General features: G+C 70.6%; 17 protein-coding genes. 6 read left to right on the top strand and 11 right to left on the bottom strand.

From position 1 onward, the window contains the following. Positions 1-51: 51 nt before the first annotated feature. From dmpG to ACGFU7_RS21230, 8 genes are all read right to left on the bottom strand, one after another. Positions 52-1,101 carry a 4-hydroxy-2-oxovalerate aldolase gene (gene dmpG, locus ACGFU7_RS21265; RefSeq protein ID WP_393697556.1) on the bottom strand — a complete coding sequence of 350 codons (1,050 nt, stop codon included), beginning with the start codon at positions 1,099-1,101 and terminating at the stop codon, positions 52-54. Further along, entirely contained in the window at positions 1,098-2,003 is a 906-nt protein-coding gene (locus tag ACGFU7_RS21260; RefSeq protein WP_393697555.1) for an acetaldehyde dehydrogenase (acetylating), read from the bottom strand. The genes dmpG and ACGFU7_RS21260 overlap by 4 nt, the downstream gene beginning before the upstream one ends. Then, positions 2,003-2,830, bottom strand: a complete 828-nt coding sequence (locus ACGFU7_RS21255) for a 2-keto-4-pentenoate hydratase (protein WP_393697554.1) — start codon at positions 2,828-2,830, stop codon at positions 2,003-2,005. The genes ACGFU7_RS21260 and ACGFU7_RS21255 overlap by 1 nt, the downstream gene beginning before the upstream one ends. Beyond that, on the bottom strand, positions 2,827-3,705 hold the full coding sequence (locus tag ACGFU7_RS21250; RefSeq protein WP_393697553.1) for an alpha/beta fold hydrolase: 879 nt from the start codon (positions 3,703-3,705) through the stop codon (positions 2,827-2,829). Before ACGFU7_RS21250 ends, ACGFU7_RS21255 begins: the two co-directional genes overlap by 4 nt. Before the next feature lie 22 nt (positions 3,706-3,727). Then, positions 3,728-4,633: a 3-carboxyethylcatechol 2,3-dioxygenase gene (locus tag ACGFU7_RS21245; RefSeq protein ID WP_393697552.1), complete on the bottom strand. Its 906-nt coding sequence runs from the start codon at positions 4,631-4,633 to the stop codon at positions 3,728-3,730. Then, on the bottom strand, positions 4,608-6,350 hold the full coding sequence (locus ACGFU7_RS21240; RefSeq protein WP_393697551.1) for a bifunctional 3-(3-hydroxy-phenyl)propionate/3-hydroxycinnamic acid hydroxylase: 1,743 nt from the start codon (positions 6,348-6,350) through the stop codon (positions 4,608-4,610). Before ACGFU7_RS21240 ends, ACGFU7_RS21245 begins: the two co-directional genes overlap by 26 nt. Positions 6,351-6,533: 183 nt before the next feature. Continuing rightward, on the bottom strand, positions 6,534-7,235 hold the full coding sequence (locus tag ACGFU7_RS21235) for an IclR family transcriptional regulator (RefSeq protein WP_393697550.1): 702 nt from the start codon (positions 7,233-7,235) through the stop codon (positions 6,534-6,536). Positions 7,236-7,376: 141 nt separating this feature from the next. Next, positions 7,377-8,105, bottom strand: coding sequence for a nitroreductase family protein (locus ACGFU7_RS21230; RefSeq protein WP_393697549.1), 729 nt, complete (start codon positions 8,103-8,105; stop codon positions 7,377-7,379). A 275-nt stretch (positions 8,106-8,380) separates the two neighbouring features. Here ACGFU7_RS21230 and ACGFU7_RS21225 point away from each other — a divergent pair, with 275 nt between their 5' ends. Genes ACGFU7_RS21225 through ACGFU7_RS21215 form a run of 3 tightly spaced genes read left to right on the top strand, consistent with a single transcriptional unit; the run spans position 8,381 to position 10,780 of the window. Then, positions 8,381-8,614, top strand: coding sequence for an acyl carrier protein (locus tag ACGFU7_RS21225; RefSeq protein WP_393697548.1), 234 nt, complete (start codon positions 8,381-8,383; stop codon positions 8,612-8,614). Next, a complete protein-coding gene (locus ACGFU7_RS21220) occupies positions 8,611-9,861 on the top strand; it encodes a beta-ketoacyl-[acyl-carrier-protein] synthase family protein (protein ID WP_393697547.1) in 1,251 nt (416 codons plus the stop codon). Before ACGFU7_RS21225 ends, ACGFU7_RS21220 begins: the two co-directional genes overlap by 4 nt. A gap of 19 nt (positions 9,862-9,880) precedes the next feature. Next, the gene (locus ACGFU7_RS21215) at positions 9,881-10,780 is read left to right on the top strand and encodes an alpha/beta fold hydrolase (protein ID WP_393697546.1); all 900 of its coding nucleotides are present in this window, start codon (positions 9,881-9,883) and stop codon (positions 10,778-10,780) included. Positions 10,781-10,805: 25 nt separating this feature from the next. On the opposite strand, the gene ACGFU7_RS21210 is transcribed toward ACGFU7_RS21215, so the two are convergent. Next, positions 10,806-13,223, bottom strand: coding sequence for an endonuclease/exonuclease/phosphatase family protein (locus ACGFU7_RS21210; protein ID WP_393697545.1), 2,418 nt, complete (start codon positions 13,221-13,223; stop codon positions 10,806-10,808). A 250-nt stretch (positions 13,224-13,473) separates the two neighbouring features. Between ACGFU7_RS21210 and ACGFU7_RS21205 the strand changes: the two genes are divergently transcribed. After that, positions 13,474-14,283 carry an ArsR/SmtB family transcription factor gene (locus ACGFU7_RS21205; RefSeq protein WP_393697618.1) on the top strand — a complete coding sequence of 270 codons (810 nt, stop codon included), beginning with the start codon at positions 13,474-13,476 and terminating at the stop codon, positions 14,281-14,283. A 138-nt stretch (positions 14,284-14,421) separates the two neighbouring features. After that, positions 14,422-14,862, top strand: coding sequence for an LLM class flavin-dependent oxidoreductase (locus tag ACGFU7_RS21200; protein ID WP_393697617.1), 441 nt, complete (start codon positions 14,422-14,424; stop codon positions 14,860-14,862). A 154-nt stretch (positions 14,863-15,016) separates the two neighbouring features. Here the strand turns inward: ACGFU7_RS21200 and ACGFU7_RS21195 are convergent, their stop codons facing one another. Both ACGFU7_RS21195 and ACGFU7_RS21190 read right to left on the bottom strand, forming a co-directional pair. Further along, positions 15,017-15,385, bottom strand: a complete 369-nt coding sequence (locus tag ACGFU7_RS21195; protein ID WP_393697544.1) for a nuclear transport factor 2 family protein — start codon at positions 15,383-15,385, stop codon at positions 15,017-15,019. A gap of 212 nt (positions 15,386-15,597) precedes the next feature. Then, positions 15,598-16,053, bottom strand: coding sequence for a DUF5709 domain-containing protein (locus ACGFU7_RS21190; protein ID WP_393697543.1), 456 nt, complete (start codon positions 16,051-16,053; stop codon positions 15,598-15,600). Positions 16,054-16,298: 245 nt separating this feature from the next. Here ACGFU7_RS21190 and ACGFU7_RS21185 point away from each other — a divergent pair, with 245 nt between their 5' ends. Beyond that, entirely contained in the window at positions 16,299-16,529 is a 231-nt protein-coding gene (locus ACGFU7_RS21185; protein ID WP_393697542.1) for a DUF6296 family protein, read from the top strand. Positions 16,530-16,573 lie beyond the last annotated feature (44 nt).

The raw sequence follows: 16,573 nt of genomic DNA, 5'->3' as shown, positions 1-16,573 counted from the left end.
CCTGCTCGGTGACCTATTCGGCGGTCACCGAGCAGGGCTCACAGGCGAACGTCAGACGCGCACCGCACCCCGCTCCCGTTCGGCGACGAGCTGCAGCGCCACATCGATGATCACGTCCTCCTGACCGCCGACGTACCCCGCCTCGCCCACCCTCCGCAGGATCTCGTGCGCCGGTACGCCGTACCGCTCACCGGCCCGCTCCGCATGGAGCAGGAAGCTGGAGTACACGCCCGCGTACCCCTGGGTGATCGCGGCCCGGTCGGTGTACGGCAGCCGCGGGATGAACGGCCGGGCGACCTCCTCGGCGGCGGCCAGCACCTTCTGGGTGTCCACCCCCGTGGGCACGCCCATCTGCTCCAGCACCGGCACCAGGATCTCGGTGGGCGAATTACCCGCCCCCGCGCCCAGCGCGCACAGGGTGCCGTCGATCTGCCGGGCCCCCGCCTCGTACGCCGCAAGGGAGTTCGCGACCCCGAGCGCGAGGTTCTGATGGGCGTGGATGCCGACCTGGGCGTCGTCGCCGAGCTCGGCGACCAGCGCCGCCGCCCGGTCCCGGGCCTGGTCCGGCAGCAGCGCCCCGGCCGAGTCGACGACGTACACGCACTGGCAGCCGGCGTCGGCCATGATCCGGGCCTGCCCGGCGAGTGCCTCGGGACCGATGCGGTGCGACAGCATCAGGAAGCCGACCGTCTCCATGCCGAGTTCGCGTGCGGCCCCGAAGTGCTGCACGCTCACATCGGCCTCGGTGCAGTGCGTGGCGATACGGGCCACGCGCGCGCCCGCGTCGTGCGCCTGCTTCAGTTCGTGGACGGTGCCGACGCCCGGCAGCAGCAGGACCGCGATCTTGGCCCGGGTCGCCTCGTCGGCCGCCGCGGCGACCAGCTTCATCTCATCCGTGCCGGAGAAGCCGTAGTTGAAGGAGGAGCCGCCCAGGCCGTCACCGTGGCTGACCTCAAGCACCTCCACACCTGCGTCGTCGAGGGCACGGACCACGGACCGCACCTGCTCGACGGTGAACCGGTGGCGCATGGCGTGACTGCCGTCGCGCAGGGTCGAGTCCGTCAGCCGGACCGGGGGGAGACTGCTGTCGACAGAACTCATGCTCGCGCCTTCACCTTCCGCTGTGCCAGCAGGTCGCCGACCCGGGCGGCGGCCGCTGTCATGATGTCGAGGTTGCCTGCCCACTCGGGCAGGTAGTCGCCGTTGCCGCGTACTTCGAGGAAGACCGCGACGCGGGCGCTGCCGCCCCACTCCTCGCGGGCCTCGTCGTACTGCGGCTCGGCGCGCAGGGCATAGCCCGGCACATAGGCCCGGACCTCGGCGACCCGCTTCAGGATCGAGGCGGTGATCGCGGCCCGGTCGGCGTCTGCGGGGATGGCGCAGTACACCGTGTCCCGCATGATCATCGGCGGGTCCACCGGGTTCAGGACGATGATCGCCTTGCCCTTCTCCGCGCCGCCCACCCGCTCCAGCGCCGCGGCGGTCGTCTCGGTGAACTCGTCGATGTTGGCGCGCGTCCCCGGACCGGCCGAGCGGGAGGCGATCGAGGCGACGATCTCCGCGTAACGCACCGGCACGACGTCCGCGACGGCCCGCACGATCGGGGTGGTGGCCTGGCCTCCGCAGGTGATCATGTTGACGTTGGGCGTGTCCAGGTGTTCGTAGCCGTTCACCACCGGGCAGACGTAGGGACCGACGGCGGCGGGGGTCAGGTCCACGGCCCGGATCCCGGCCTCGCGGTAGCGTGGCGCGTTCGCCAGATGCGGCCTGGCGGCGGTCGCCTCGAAGACGATGTCCGGCAGCTCGGAGCGGGACAGCAGCCAGTCGACCCCCTCGGCGGAGGTCTCCAGACCCTTGGCGGCAGCCCGCTTCAGGCCGTCCGACGCCGGGTCGACGCCGATCATGTAGCGCGGCTCGATGTGCTCGCTGCGCAGCAGCTTGGCCAGCAGGTCGGTCCCGATGTTGCCGGGTCCGACGATGGCCGCGACAGCCTTCTTCGCCATCAGCGGCTCACCTCCTCAGTGCGGTGTACGGGTGCGAAGTCCGCGGTCACGGAGCCCAGTCGGTCGAAGTGGGCAGTCACGGTGTCGCCGGGGGCGACGGGCAGTGCGGCGGTCAGCGAGCCGGGCAGGACGACCTCGCCGGCCTGAAGCGTCACGCCCAGCGGGCCGAGCGTGTTGGCCAGCCAGACCAGGGCGTTCAGCGGCGAACCGAGCACCGCGCCGCCCGCACCGGTGTCCTCGATCCGGCCGTTCCTCAGCAGCAGGCACCCGGTCAGCGCCAGGTCGACGTCGGCCGGCCGCGTCGGCCGGCTGCCCAGCACGATGCCGCCGCAGGACGCGTTGTCCGCGATGGTGTCGGCGAGCGTGATCCGCCAGTCGGCGATCCGGGAGTCGATGATCTCCAGGGCGGGCAGCACATACTCCACCGCGGCCGCCGCCTCGGCCGCCGTCACACCGGGACCGCTCAGCGGCCTGCCGAGGACGAACGCGATCTCCGGCTCGGCCTTGGGCTGCAGGAACCGCCCGGTGTCGATGGGGGTGTGCTCGGGGTGGAAGTGGGTGTCCAGCAGGTGCCCGTAATCGGGTTCGCCGACGCCGAGCTGACGCTGCATCGGGCGGGCGGTGAGGCCGACCTTGTGGCCGGCGATCCGGCGCCCGGCCTCGGTCCAGGTGCGGACCTGACGCAGCTGGATGTCGTACGCGTCCGAGACGGTCAGCCCCGGCTCCAGCTCGCTGAGCGGGGCGACGGGCTTGCCCGTGCCGTACGCGTCGAGCAGCAGCCGGGCGGCCTCCGCACGCCGGGAGTCGTCCAGGGCGGCGGCGCTCACTTCTGCTCTCCGTTCGATGCGAGGAAGTCCAGCACCAGGTCGTTGAAGACGGCGGCCTGCTCCCACTGCGGCCAGTGGCCTGCGCCGGTGACCAACTGGAAGCGGGCGCCGGTGATCTTCTCCGCCATCTCCAGGCCCGCCTTCGCGGGTCCCGAAGGGTCGTCGGAGGTCCACACCACGAGCGTCGGGGCCCGGACGGCCGCCAGATCCTCGTCGGTGACCATGTTGCGGCGGCGGATCTCCGGGTCCTGGAGGCACAGGATGAAGCGCGCCGATTCGGCGTACCCGGGACGGCCGTAGTGACCGGCGCGGATGGCGACGAGCTCGTCGGTGACGGTGGCCTTGTCGGCCATCAGCCACTCCAGCCGGGCCCGCACCCGATGGGCGGACGGGTCGTCGGCGGCGGCCTGGGAGAGCGTACGCAGCCGCTCCATCACCTCGGGCCTGGCCATCGTCCCGCCCGGCGTGTTCAGTACGGTCCTCAGCACCCGGTCCGGGTACCGGGCGGCGAACTTGATGGCGACCCAGCCGCCGAGCGACTCACCGTTGAGGTGCGCCTTCTCGATGCCCAGGATGTCCAGGAGATCGCGCAAGTGGCTGACATAGGTGGGGAGTTCGACGTCCTCGGTGGCGTGCGTGGTGCCCGCGTGGCCGGGGAAGTCGTACGCGATGACGCGGTAGCCGGCCCCGGCGAGGGCGGCGACGTTCTGCGCGTACGCCTCCAGGTGCCCGCCGGTGCCGTGCATCAGGACGAGCGCCTCACCGTCCTCGGGGCCCGCGGTGAGCACGCGGGTGTTCCAGTCGCCGACCTGGAGGTGCTGGAGGCGGAAGTCGGTGGCGGCGAAGCCGAGCCAGACGGAGGGGTGGAGAGTCATGGTGCGGTGTCCTTTTCGGGTCTCAAGGGAGGGGGAGCGCGGTGGTCACGGCGAATCCCGCGATCCAGGCCTCGATCGCCTCGTAGTAGCGGCTTTCCATGCGGTACGGGCCTGCGGCCGACAGTGCCGCGTACGCGGCGATCCAGGTGCGGACCTCGTGCGCGGAGTTGCCCGCCTGCGCGGCGAACCAGTCGGTGCTCCACGCGTCGACCTTGCCGATGTCGCCCGCGGCGAAGGTGTCGAGCACCAGGTTGTCCCAGGCCGGATTGAGCGGATGGAGTCCGCCGCCGCCCGTGGTGAACGCCTGGGCCGCGGCGATGGTGCGGGCCTCGCGAGCGGCACGGGCCTCGGGCGAGGGATTACGGTTGTCGATCAGCTTCGCGATCTTCTCCTCGGTGTCGGCGTCCGCCATGCGCGGGACCGGCGGATCGTGGGAGAGGCCGCCCGAGCCGACGAACAGCACCCTCTTGTCGAGATCACGGGCGGCCCGGCCGAGGGCCTCGCCGAACTGCCGGATGCGGGAGACGGGTGCGAACGGCGCTGCGACCGAGTTGATGAACACCGGTACGACCGGGCGCCTGTCGATGCCGCCGAGCAGAATGTCCAGCGGCTGCGAGAACCCGTGGTCGACGATCATCCGCTCGGAGAGCGCCACATCGATCCCGGCGTCCAGCGCGGCGGAGGTGAGCGTCAGCGCCGCGTCGTGGTCGACGGAGAGCGGACCCGCAGGGGTACTGAAGTCGCCGACGGCCTCGGCCCGGCCGCCCACGCAGAACGGCGGCATCATGTCGTAGAAGAAGCCGTTGTAGTGGTCCGGCGCGAAGATCACGACCAGTTCCGGGTCGTACGTGGTGACGAAGTCACGGGCACCGGCGAGTGCTTCGTCGACCCGGGCCCGTACCTCAGACGACGGGTGTACGAACTCCATCAGCGGTGAGTGCGACAGGCAGCACAGGGCGAGGGACATCAAAGCCTCCGGGAATCAGGTGGAGCGCCTCGGCGAGGCGGCGGGTCAGGGCCGAGGCCTGCTGGGCAAGGGCGGCACCGGCGACGAAGCGGTCGGGCCGGAGCACGACGAACGACTCGGGGCGCCGGTCGAACCAGGCCTTGAGCCGACCGGTGTGGTCACCGACGACGTCGAGTCCTTCGGCGTCCAACTGCTCGATGGGGCCCTCCCAGTGGAGCTGCTCCATGGGCCGTGCCTCGACGAAGCGGGCGCCCAGCCTGCGCCAGGTCTCGCGGGCCTCGTCGTCCAGCAGCGAGAGCGGGTTGTTGTTCCAGGCGAGGACGGTGAACCAGGGGCCGATGACCTCGTCGAGCAGCGGCTGTGCGCCGTCCAGGGTGGTGACCTCCGGCTGGATGAAGAGCCTTCCCACACAGGGCGCGGCGTTCCTGGCGAGCGCGGTGGGGTGGACGACCGCCCCGGTCTCGTAGAACGGCATCGGCTTGAACTTCATCTGGGTGACGTAGTCCTTGGCCGCGGGTACGGCCCCGAGTCCGCGCAGCACCGCGTCGCGGGCACCGGCCAGCCAGCGGTTGGTGGGGGAGATGACTCGGCCCACCTTGTCCGAGAGATCGACCATCGCGGCGGCGTGCGGGCGGCGCTCGGTGTCGTAACTGTCCAGCAGGCGCTCGCTCGCGCCGCCGTGCAGCACACAGGCGAGCTTCCAGCCGAGGTTCACGGCGTCGCGGATGCCGCTGTTGAAGCCCTGCCCCTGCCAGACCGGCATCAGATGGGCGGCGTCGCCCGCCACCATGATGCGGCCCTTGCGGAAGGTGCCCGCGACCCGGGAGCTGTGGGTGTAGGCGCGGCGCCGGATGATGTCGGCGCGGGCCGGGTCGGGGATGAGCGGGGCCAGCATCCGGTGCAGCTGCGTGTCGTCCTCGACGAAGGTCTCGTCCTCCTCGGGGCGCAGCATGAACTCGAAGCGCCGGATGCCGTGCGGCAGCCCGATGGAGACATAGGGGCGCGAAGGGTCGCAGCCCATATAGGCGTTGGGGCTGCCGAGCGGGTCGTTGCGCAGATCGACGACGAGCCAGCGGCTCGGTTCCGTACGCCCCTCGAAGGGCAGACCGAGCAGTTTGCGGGTCTGTGACCTGCCTCCGTCGGCGCCCACGAGGTAGCGGGAGCGGACGGTGAGCGGGGAGCCCCCGGGGCCGGTCAGATCGACGTCGACACCGTCGGCGCGCTCGGCGAAGCCCTCCATGCGGTGGCCGAAGCGGACCTCGACCGTGCCGAACCTGCGGGCGCCCTTGAGGAGTTCGGCATCGACGAGCGGCTGGATGAAGCCGTTGCGGCGGGGCCAGCCGAACTCGTCGGTACGGGGGTCGAGTTCGGCCAGCAGCGTGCCGCTGCCGTTCACGAACCGCATGATCTGGTTCGGGATGGTGTGCCGGCGGATCTCGTCGACGAGGGATATCTGCTGGAAGGCGCGGAGACTCTCGTCGTCCATACCGACGCCGCGCGGATAGTCGATGAGCTGATCGCCCGCCTCGACCAGCAGCGTACGGATACCGCAGAGACCGAGCTGATTGGCGAGGGTGAGCCCGACGGGCCCGGCGCCGACGATCGTGACGTCGACGGACTCGACGGACTCGACGGACTCGGCTGCATCGCGGCTCGGCTCGGAGTGGAGGTGGGACATACGCGACTCCCTTGTCGTAACAGGGCCGACCCGGTGTGTTCATTTAACGGTCACGGCCGTGCGTTATTTGCATCGTCAAGGGTGTGGGGTGCCGCTGTCAAGACCCTCCGGGCGGGAAAGCGGTATGAGAAAGGCCCCTCGCGCTACTGCGCAAGGGGCCGGGGTCGATCGGATACGAGCAGGTCAGACGCTTGCGGAGATCTCCTTGGCGGCCGCCACCATGCCCGGGACCGAGGCGCGCGCCACGTCCTCGCGGGTGGTGATCAGATTGACGCACAGCTGCATCGCCGGATCGGCCAGCCGCAGCGGTACGGCGACTCCGAAGGCCCCCGGCTCCACCTGCCCGAACGTCGTCGCGTACCCCTGTTCGCGTACCTCCACGAGCTCCGCCGGATCATCCGCCGACGGTGCCCGCAACGAGGCCAGCGCCAGACCGGCCGCGCCGACACCGATGGGGTTGCGGCTGCCGACCCGGTAGGAGAGGTGGTAGTCCACCGACTGCGGCTCCACCACCGCGACCGCCACCGCGTCGTCGCCCTCCGCGGCGATCAGCGCGACCGTGGCCCTGAGCTCGTCGGCGGTCCGCCGCAGCACCGGAAGCGCGGCCTCCCTGACCCCCGCCGCATAACCGCGCGCCAGCGCCGCCGTACCCGACCCCGCCCGGTAACGACCGTCCGTCCCCCGGAACACCAGCCGGAATTCCGCCAGGGTGGTGAGGATGCGGTACGCGATGGTGCGGTGCACGCCCAGCCGGTCCGCCACCTCCTGGACCGCGAGCCCCTGCGGCGTCTCGGCCACCAGCCCGAGCGCGGAAAGACCACGGGCCAGGGTCTGGGATCCGCTGGCGCGGGGGGACGTCTTGTCAGGAACCGGCTTCTCGCTCACCGGGCAATCCTATGGGGGAGCCGGACGAGGCCACCTTTCGGGCGCCTGCCCGTCCCCGACGAGCCACAGCTCGTGACCGTCGTCGACCACCGGTCGGCCCGGACCCCGCTGAACACCCGGGGGCCGGGCCGGGGCGCCGTTCTACCAGCGGTCGCGATGGATGACGTCCGCCACCGGACGGCGCCGGACCGGGCCGAAGTTGCCCTGCGGCCACCCGACCGGAATGGCGGCGAAGGTGTGCATGTCCTCGGGGATGCCGAGGGCCGCCTTCCACTCCTGCTCCAGCATCAGGTGCCAGATGGTGATGTTCGCCGCGAGCCCCAGCGCCCGTGCTGCAAGAAGGATGTTCTGCACGCCCGGATAGACGCAGGAACCCTCGGCGAGCGCCTGGAAACGTGTCTGCGTGTTCATCATGTGCTCGGTCCCGGCCGGGCCGAGCGCCTGCGCGGAGGCCAGCAGCCCCTCCTCGTCCAGGCGCGGCTCCGGGAACCGGTAGCAGGGCACGATCAGCGCGGGCGTATCGGCGAAGTGGTCGCGCTGGTACTCGATCGCGGCGACCATCCGGCCGTACGCCGCGTCGTCCATGCCCTTCGGCGCGTACTTCCCGGTCGTCGCCAGATAGGCGTCCACGCACCGCTTCCACAGCGGAGCGAGGCGCGCCATCACCTCGCGGTCGGTCACCACCACGTACTCGTAACACTGCATGTTGCCGCCACTGGGGCCCCAGACGGCGGCCTGTACGAGCTGCTCCAGCGTCTCGTCGGGCACCGGTTCCGGCTTGAGGCGGCGCATGGCGCGCATGGTGGACATCGTAGGGAAGAGCGCGGGTCCGTCGGTCCCGGGTATATCCATCGGCATATCCGTAGTCATGATCGCGGAGTGTACGGGCGAAGCCCCGACGGCGGGAGGCCTGTTGACCGGCCGCTGGGCGACGGCTCGCACGGTCCGCCCCGCCGTCGCGCCGATCGGCACGGACCAGAGGATTCGTACACCTGGACTGACCGCCTCCGCACGGGGGAACGCGGACCGGAGTCCCCTTCACGAAGGCGTATAAAGGGTTCCTCCGGACCAGCCGGCGTCCCCCGAACGGCACTCACACCTCACGCGGCAGGGCGTCACCGCGTACGAGAGCGCAGGAGTGCCGCATGAGCACGGCAGAAGAGATCAACACCTTGCTGGTGGCGAACTTCGGAACCGATCCCCTCGCCATCCGGCCCGAGGTGCCACTCCGTCAACTCAGGCTGGATTCACTGGCTCTGGAGGAACTCCGGCTCCTCATCGAGGACCGGATGGGCGTCGATCTGGACGACGTCCAGCTGACCTCGCGGGACACCGTCGAGGAACTCGTGGCCGCCGTGCACCGCAAGGCCGCCGCGTGACGGCCGGCCCGCAGCGCCCCGCGCCGTTCGCCGCCGCCGTCACCGGGACCGGTCTTGTCACCGCGGCTGGGGTGGGGACCGAAGCCAACTGGCGCACGGTCTCCGAGGCCGCCACCGCACCCTCGGTGCTGCAGCGGCCCGAACTCCACGACCTGCCGTGTGACTTCATGTACACCATCACCGGCCTCGACACGACGGCCCTGCTCGGGGTGGCCGCCGCGCGGCTGATGGACCGCTTCTCGCAGCTGGCCGTCCTCGCGGCCCGCGAGGCCGTCGCCGACGCCGGTCTCGACCCCGCGGTCTGGGACAGCGGACGGGTCGCCGTCGTCATCGGCTCCGCACACGGCGGACTGCCCTTCTACGACGAACAGCACGCCGTCCTCGCCGAGCGCGGCGCACGCCGCGTCTCCCCGAAACTCGCCCCGCTCACCGTCGTCAACGGAGCGGCCAGCAGCGTCGCCACCGACCTCGGCGCCCGCGGCCCGAGCCAGGCCGTCTCCACCGCCTGTTCATCCGGCACCGTCGCCATCGGCACCGCCCACCAGATGCTCCGCACCGGGGCCTGCGACATCGTCATCGCGGGCGGCGCCGAATCGGTCTGCTCCCGTCTGCTGATCGCCAGCGCCTGCCAGCTGAAGGCCGTCTCCACCCGGCGCGACGACCCCGAGACGGCCTGCCGCCCGTTCGACACCCACCGGGACGGCTTCGTCGTCGGCGAGGGTGCCGGGCTCCTCGTACTGGAACGGCCGGAACACGCCCGCGCCCGCGGCGCCACCGTCCGCGCGCACATCGCCGGATACGGGGCCTCCAGCGACGCCTACTCCGTCGTCGCCCCGGATCCCGAGGGCCTGGGCATCGAGCGGGCGCTGCGCACCGCGCTCGCGGACGCCGGAATCGGTGCCTCGGACATCGGCCATGTCAACGCCCATGGCACCTCGACCGTCTCCAACGATCTCATCGAGGCGACGATGCTGCGCCGGGTCCTCGGCGAGCACCCCCTGGTCACCTCGACGAAGGCGATGACCGGACACACCCTCGGTGCCGCGGGCGGCATCGAGACCGCACTGACCGTACTGGCGCTGCAGCACCAACTCGTGCCGCCCACCGTGAATCTCGATGCTCCCGACCCCGAGATCCCCATCGAAGTGGTGCGCAAGGAGGCCCGGCCGGGAGCGTTCGACGCGGCCGTCAAGACCTCGCTCGGTTTCGGCGGCCACAACGCCGCACTCGTCCTCACCAGGGCCTGACCCGGAAGCGAGGACCATCATGGCCGAGGAGACCATCCGGACCCTGTCGGTGCACGGGCTGCGCTACGGCTACCGGATCCTGCGGCAGCCCTCGCCGCGCACCGAGCCGGTCATCGTCCTGGGCGGCGCGCTCCAGGGGATGTACGGCTGGCCCCAGATGGACGACCACCTGGGGCCGCTCGCCTCCGTCGTCACCGCCGACCTGCCCGGCATGGGCGGCGCGGACCCGCTCCCGCCCGGCACGGGGGACGACATCCTGCACGCCGCCGTCGCCGGAATCATCGACGACCTGGACGTGCCCAGGGTCAACCTCTTCGGGTTCTCCTACGGCACATCGATCGCCTTCGGCTGCGCGCAGCAGCACCCCGGCCGCATCGCCCGGCTGATCCTCGGCGGCGTACCGGCCCACATCAGCGACTCCCAGCGGACCCAGTGGGGCCGTGCCGTCGACCGGCTGGCAGCCGCTGACATGGAGGGGCTCGCCACCCTGGCCGCCGCGGCGCTGATGTGCCTGGACCCGGAACGCAAGGTCCACCGCAGGGAGTTGGCGCGGCGCTACGTCCGGCGTTCGTTCCTGTACGCCCTCACCCATTCCCCGCACGCCGCGCAATCGCTGCACCGGGCGCTGGGGCACCGGCCGGACTTCTCCGGCGGACTGACCGGCGTACCGGCCCTCGTCTTCGCGGGCGAGCACGACACAGTGACCTCGCCCGAGCGGCAGCGCGCTTTCGCCGCCACGATCGAGGGCAGCAGGTTCGTCACGATCGGGGAGTCCGACCACTGGGTCGTCCTGGAGCGCCCGGACGATGTCGCGGACCTGGTGGCCCGTTTCTTCACGGACCGCCCGCTGGAGCCGGCGCCGGGACCGACCGCACTCCCGCGCCAGTCGGCGGGCGTGCATCCGGTGCGGAGGGCATGAGAGGGCTCCAGCGGGTCAGCGGGGATCAGTGCCTGCCGTGGCCCGGGGCGTTGACGTCCACCCGCACGATCTGCGGGTCGTGGTCGCTCGCCTGGTCGGCGAACTCCGCGTTGATGTGCACCACGTCGTAGTCGAACCGGCGCACGCCGGGGCTGGTCAGGATGTGGTCCAGCGTCTGCGAGTTGCCCTCGTACACATAGCTGTACTGCTCGCCGGCAGGCAGCGTGGTGATCAGCGGTTTGAGCACCTTGCCGCCGGTCAGCGCGTCCATCGTCGGCGAGAACGCGAAGTCGTTGAGGTCCCCGAGTGTGATGACCCGTGCCGACTTGTCCGCCGCCAGCAGCGACTTGACGAAAGTGTTGACCTCCGTCGCCTGCTTGACGCGCTTCGTCTCCGAGCTGCGCGTCGGCTCCTGGTACCGGCCGTGCAGGGGCTGGTCACCGCCCTTGGAGGTGAAGTGGTTGCCGATGACGAAGACCGGCTTCCCATGGAAGCGGAACTCGCCGACGAGCGGCTTGCGGCTGTCGTCCCAGGCGTCGCTGGTCGGGGCGATCCGGCCGGGCGAGGCCGACAGGGTGACGCCCTTCCTCGTCTTCACGGCGGCCACCGCGGTGGTCGCATTGCCGCCCGGACGGTCCACGAAGTCGACCCGCTCGGGGTTGAAGAGGAAGACGTTACGGATGTTGCCGCCGGGCTCGCCGCCGTCCTTGCCGTTCTCCGGGGCGATGTAGCGCCATGCGTACCGTGGGCCGCCCGCCGCGACGATCGCGTCGGTGAACCGCTTGAGCGTCGCGTCGGAGCCGACCGTGCCGTCGTTCACCGCACCGTTGTCGTCCTGGATCTCCTCCAGCGACACGATGTCCGGGGAGGAGAGGTTGACCGCGACGCCCTCGGCGAGGGTGTCGAACTTGGCCTGCTCGTCGAGCGCGTCCAGGTTCTCCACGTTGTACGTGGCGACCGCGAGCTCCTTGCCCTTCTGCTTCCGGGTGACTTCGCGCCGCAGGTGGTGGTCGGTGAGCGTGCCGAGCTCGGTGGCCTGGAGGTTGTAGCCGCCGAAGGAGTCGTAGTCCAGGACACCGGTGGTGGTGCCGGACAGCACGTCGCCCACGTTCGCGACGGGGACGGGCCGGGCCGCGTCGAGCGACATCACCTTGATACGGCCGGTGTTCCGGTCGGTGTACGAGGAGTACAGCGTGCCGCCGCGCCGGGTCGGGTTCTCGTTCGGCTTGACGGTCACCCAGACCTCGTCGTACGCGCTCGTCGCACCCGTGACCCGGGTGTCGGCGATCTCGACTCGGGTGCCTTCGAGCGACTCGTAGAGGTCGAGGGCGTACGCCGACGGGTCGAGGGCCAGCGCGTCGATCGATCCGCCGTCCGCCGCTGGGACGTACATGTCCGGCACCGAGGCCGCGTCGAGCACGACCGGGGCCGGCAGCGCGCTGCCCGAGGACAGGACCGTCGTCTTCGGGGCGGTGATCTCGGTGATCGACTGGGTGGTGGCCGACGGGTAGTACTCGTCCACCTTGCCGCTGACCAGCACCGAGTCGCCCACGGCAACGGCCGGTGCGGCGGAGCCGGTGTAGACGAAGACCCCTTCGCCCGTACGGGGGTCCGCGTCCGGCGCGACGTCCTGGATCCAGAAGCCGCGCGAACCGCTGGTCCGCACGCCGGTGACGATGCCGGGGACGCCGGTCACCGACTGGCCGTCCAGCGGCGAGACGCGGGTGGTGCCCTGGATGTCGTGGATCCGGACGGTGCCGGGTTCGGTCGGGCCGCCGGGGTCCTCCGGGCCGGAGCCACCGGATGTCTCACCGGCCGAGTTGACCGGTGCCGGGGTGCCCGCGGTGAGGTCGGCGGCGTTGTCGTCGGTGTCGACGAGGGAGGTACCGCGCGCCACCGAGGAGGTGTTCGACGCCCCCGCCGCCGGGCCGCTGCCCTCCCGTACGACGGCGGAGCCATAGCCGACGAGGTCCACGATCCGTGTGTCGGCCGCGCAGTCGGCAGCCGTCTTGCAGGTCAGCGGGGTCGTGCCGGAGACGAGCGCGACGGTTCCGCCGCCGGCCGCCATCGCGACCGTGCCGGTGGCGTCCGACGTCGGCAGGGCGACGGTGCCGCCGGTGCCCGCGGCCTCGGCGACGAGGTAGCGGCCGCCGGGGGCGACGGACCCGCTCAGTGCGGAGACCTGCCACAGCGAACCGGCGGAGGGAGAGGCCGGCAGATACTGCACGCTGAAACCGGACAGGTCGTACGCGGCGGAGCCGGCATTGGCCAGCTCGATGAAGTCGCGGGTGAGTGTCGCACCCGAGTTGCCCCCGCCGCCGTACACCTCGGAGATCACGGCGGTCGAGGACGGAGCCGCGAAGGCGGCGGGCAGCGCGGTGGCCGAGAGCGTCACGGCGACGGCGCCGGCGAGCAGGACGGAACGGGGTCTGGATATGTGCACGGTGGGCTGCTCCCGAAGTGTGGTGAGGGCAAAAGCTATGCGCGTAGAACCAGTCGTGACAAGACATCAGAAGTTAATTCCAGAAATCGTTCCGGCGGCCTGGAAGCGATGGGGGAGAGGAGCGCGGAGGCGCGGTGGGGGTGCCTTCGGGCCGGTACCGGGCCGCTCCGCGCGACATGCAACCAGAAGGTTGCCTATGGTGGAAGGGGGCAGCGAACACGAACAGGCGATGGTGACCGTGATGGCGGCGATGGACCCGATATTCAAGGCGCTCGCCGATCCGAGCCGCAGGGAACTCCTCGACCGGCTCAACGCGCGGGGTGGCCAGACCCTGCGCGAGCTGGGCGAGGGCCTGGACATGAGCCGGCAGGCGGTGAGCAAACACCTGGCGGTGCTGGAATCGGCGCTGCTGGTCACCGCCGTGCGCCAGGGCCGGGAGAAGCTGCACTACCTCAACCCGGTGCCCCTCCAGGAGGTCGCCGACCGCTGGATCGGCCGGTACGAACGCCACCGCCTGACCGCGCTGTCCCACCTCAAGCAGACCCTGGAAGGAACGGTCATGGACAAGCCCGAGTTCGTCTACGTCATCTACATCCAGACCACCGCCGAGAAGCTCTATCAGGCGCTGACCGACCCCGAGTTCATCAAGATCTACATGGGCGGCTACGGCCCCGAGTCGACCTGGAAGACCGGCGCGCCGGTCCGCTGGAAGATGGACCCGGACGGCGAGTTCGAGGAGGTCGGCCAGCGGGTCCTGGAGGCGGAGCCCGGCAAGCGGCTCTCGTACACCTGGCACACCCTGCAGCCCATGCACCGCCAGATGTTCGACTTCGCCTCGGACGAGGAGTGGGACAAGGCCGTCCGGGAGCGGTCGAAGGTCACCTTCGACATCGAGCCGGCCGAGGAGCCCGAGATGGGCATCAAGCTGACGATCACCCACGACGGGTTCGACAGCCCGGACAGCAAGATGCTGGAGGGCGTCAGCGGCGGCTGGGCCATGATCCTCTCGTCGCTCAAAACCCTTCTGGAGGGCGGGAAGTTCCTCGACGAGCCGGCCTGACGGCGGGGCGGTCCGGCGCCGGCCTCGGGGCGGCGCCGTACGCCCGCCACGACACCGCAATACGCGGGCAGCACCCGACAGGCGCACGCATGTCCAGGGTCCACCAAGCTCTGGGACAGCTGGGCGGACGGCGCCGTCATCGCCGACAAGGAACGCGGAGTCCATGCCCTCGCCGGGCGTCTCCGGCGCATCGGACACAGCGGTGAGTTCTTCCGCGTCGAGGGGGCGCTCAACGTACAACGCCCGCCGCAGGGAGACCTCTTGCTCGTGCAGGCCGGGTCCGGCGAGGACGGGAAGGAGTTCGTGGCGCGCTACACGGAGGCGGTGTTCACCGCGCAGCAGACCCTGGAGAAGGGCATCGCCTTCTACAAGGACGTCAAGCAGCGCGCCGAAGTCATCGGCCGCGACCCGGAAGGCATCAAGATCCTCCCCGGCATCGTGCCCGTGATCGGCGAAACCGAGGCGCAGGCACGGGAGTTGGATGCCGAGCTGGAGAACCGCATCGTCCCCGAGTACGCCAATCGTCAGCTTGCCGAGGGGCTGAAGATCGCGCCCGACGACCTCGATCTCGACGTGTAACTGCCCGAGGACAATCCCACCGAGGACGACCCTGCGTGGCCACTACGGACTCCCGCGCCCCGCCAACCGGCTGTTCGAGACCGTCGACCGTAGCGACGGCCACCTCGGCATCGGGCCGGCGGAGCTCGGGTACCGGCCGCCTCCTGCCCTCGGCTCAGGCTCCGGGCACCCGGTCGAGGAAGCCGCTGACCGAAGTGATGCGTCCGTCGTCGGCGAGGGTGAGCACGTCCGACCCGGCGACGGGCGCCGAGCCGTCCGCGGTGGAGACCAGGTCCCAGCTGAAGCGGACGATGTCATGGTGCCCGTCCGGGGTGCCGGTCAGCCGGAACTCGAAGCCGGGGAACTGCTGATGGGCCCCGCTGATCGTGGCCGCGAGCCCCTCGTGGCCACGCACGTCGGCCAGCGGGTCGGTGTAGGTGGCGGTCTCGGTGAAGGCGGCCGCGACAGCCTTCTCCAGTTCCTCGGGGGTGGCCGCGTTCCAGGCGACGAAGTAGCGCTGAACGGCGTCCTCGTGTGCGGTCATCGTGCTGTCCTCTCCTCGCGTCCCGGCCCCTGGGGCCGGGCTCCCGTGTGCTCGTGAGGAACACGATGTCCGATGGCGCGGAAGGCGTCGATTACCTCCGAGGTCATGGACGGAGCGCCGCCGGTGAGATGTCACATCGTAGTAAAGTGGAAGTAAAGACTTCCCCGTGTCGATGGCTTCCCGGTGTCGATGCAGGAGGAAGAAGCGCCTCCTCACGCACGGCTGTCCGGGACGACATGCATGGCGGCCTCCTCGGCCGATGCTGCCGCTCCGTCGATCCCGACGTCCTCGGCCGCCAGGGTGTCCGGCTCGTTGATGTCCAGCTGCCGGGTGAGGCGGCCGGCGCGTACCGTGCCGACCTCCGCGTCCCAGAGTTCGCCATCACCGCCGGACAGATCCCCCAGATCGTCGCCGGCGGCTTCGGTGATCTCGGGCAGTTCCCGTGCCAGACGGTTCTCCAGCGGCTCGCCGCTGTGCTGTTCGGCGGCTGTGGTGCCCTGGTCCTCCACCGCCCACGGCCGCTCGGGCGGCGAGTAGCCCTCGTCGAGCAGGTCGGTCAGCCCCGCCCGGTTGTCCAGGGTGTCCTCGATGTCGAGCTGCTCGGTCAGGTCGGAGGCCTCAGGCTGTTGGGGCTGGTAGACGTCGTCTCCCATATCGGCATCCTTCATGGTGTGTCCCTTCCCGTGTTTCGGGGATCCCGGTCGTGCATGCCGCACACACGACCTGGGAGAAAGGGGGCATATCTTCGGTATGCGCCCGAGTGCCGTCGAACCGCCCGTATGAGTTCAGGATAAGTGGCCAGGGTATGAGCCCGCAGCCGTGGGCCGCTGCCCGGGCGCGGCAGGCCCGTCCGGGGGACGATGGAAGATGCAGGCGGAGCATGCCCTGCCCCATCCGTATCGGGAGTACCGCCATGGATTACCCGGAGAGCTACCAGTTGGTATTTCAGGCGTCCGCCGTGGAGGACGACACGGTGATCGTCCGGCGTACGGCGCAGTCGGGGGCCGGTGGATACCCGATCTACGAGGACGAGACCGGAATCGTGCGCGCGGAGATCAGCGACCGGGGAGAGGTGCGCATGATGGCCAGCGGCGGACACCAGGTGCTCGGCACCCCGCTGGTGGTGCGGGAGCCGAGTGTGTGAACGAGCCAGGGGCCCGTCCGGCGGGTCATGACCGGACGGGCCCC

This window comes from Streptomyces sp. NPDC048473 (genome assembly GCF_043200155.1).
Classification (GTDB): Bacteria; Actinomycetota; Actinomycetes; order Streptomycetales; family Streptomycetaceae; genus Streptomyces.
The sequence above is the reverse complement of the archived record's forward strand: the minus strand, read 5'-3'. Positions and strand labels throughout refer to the sequence as shown.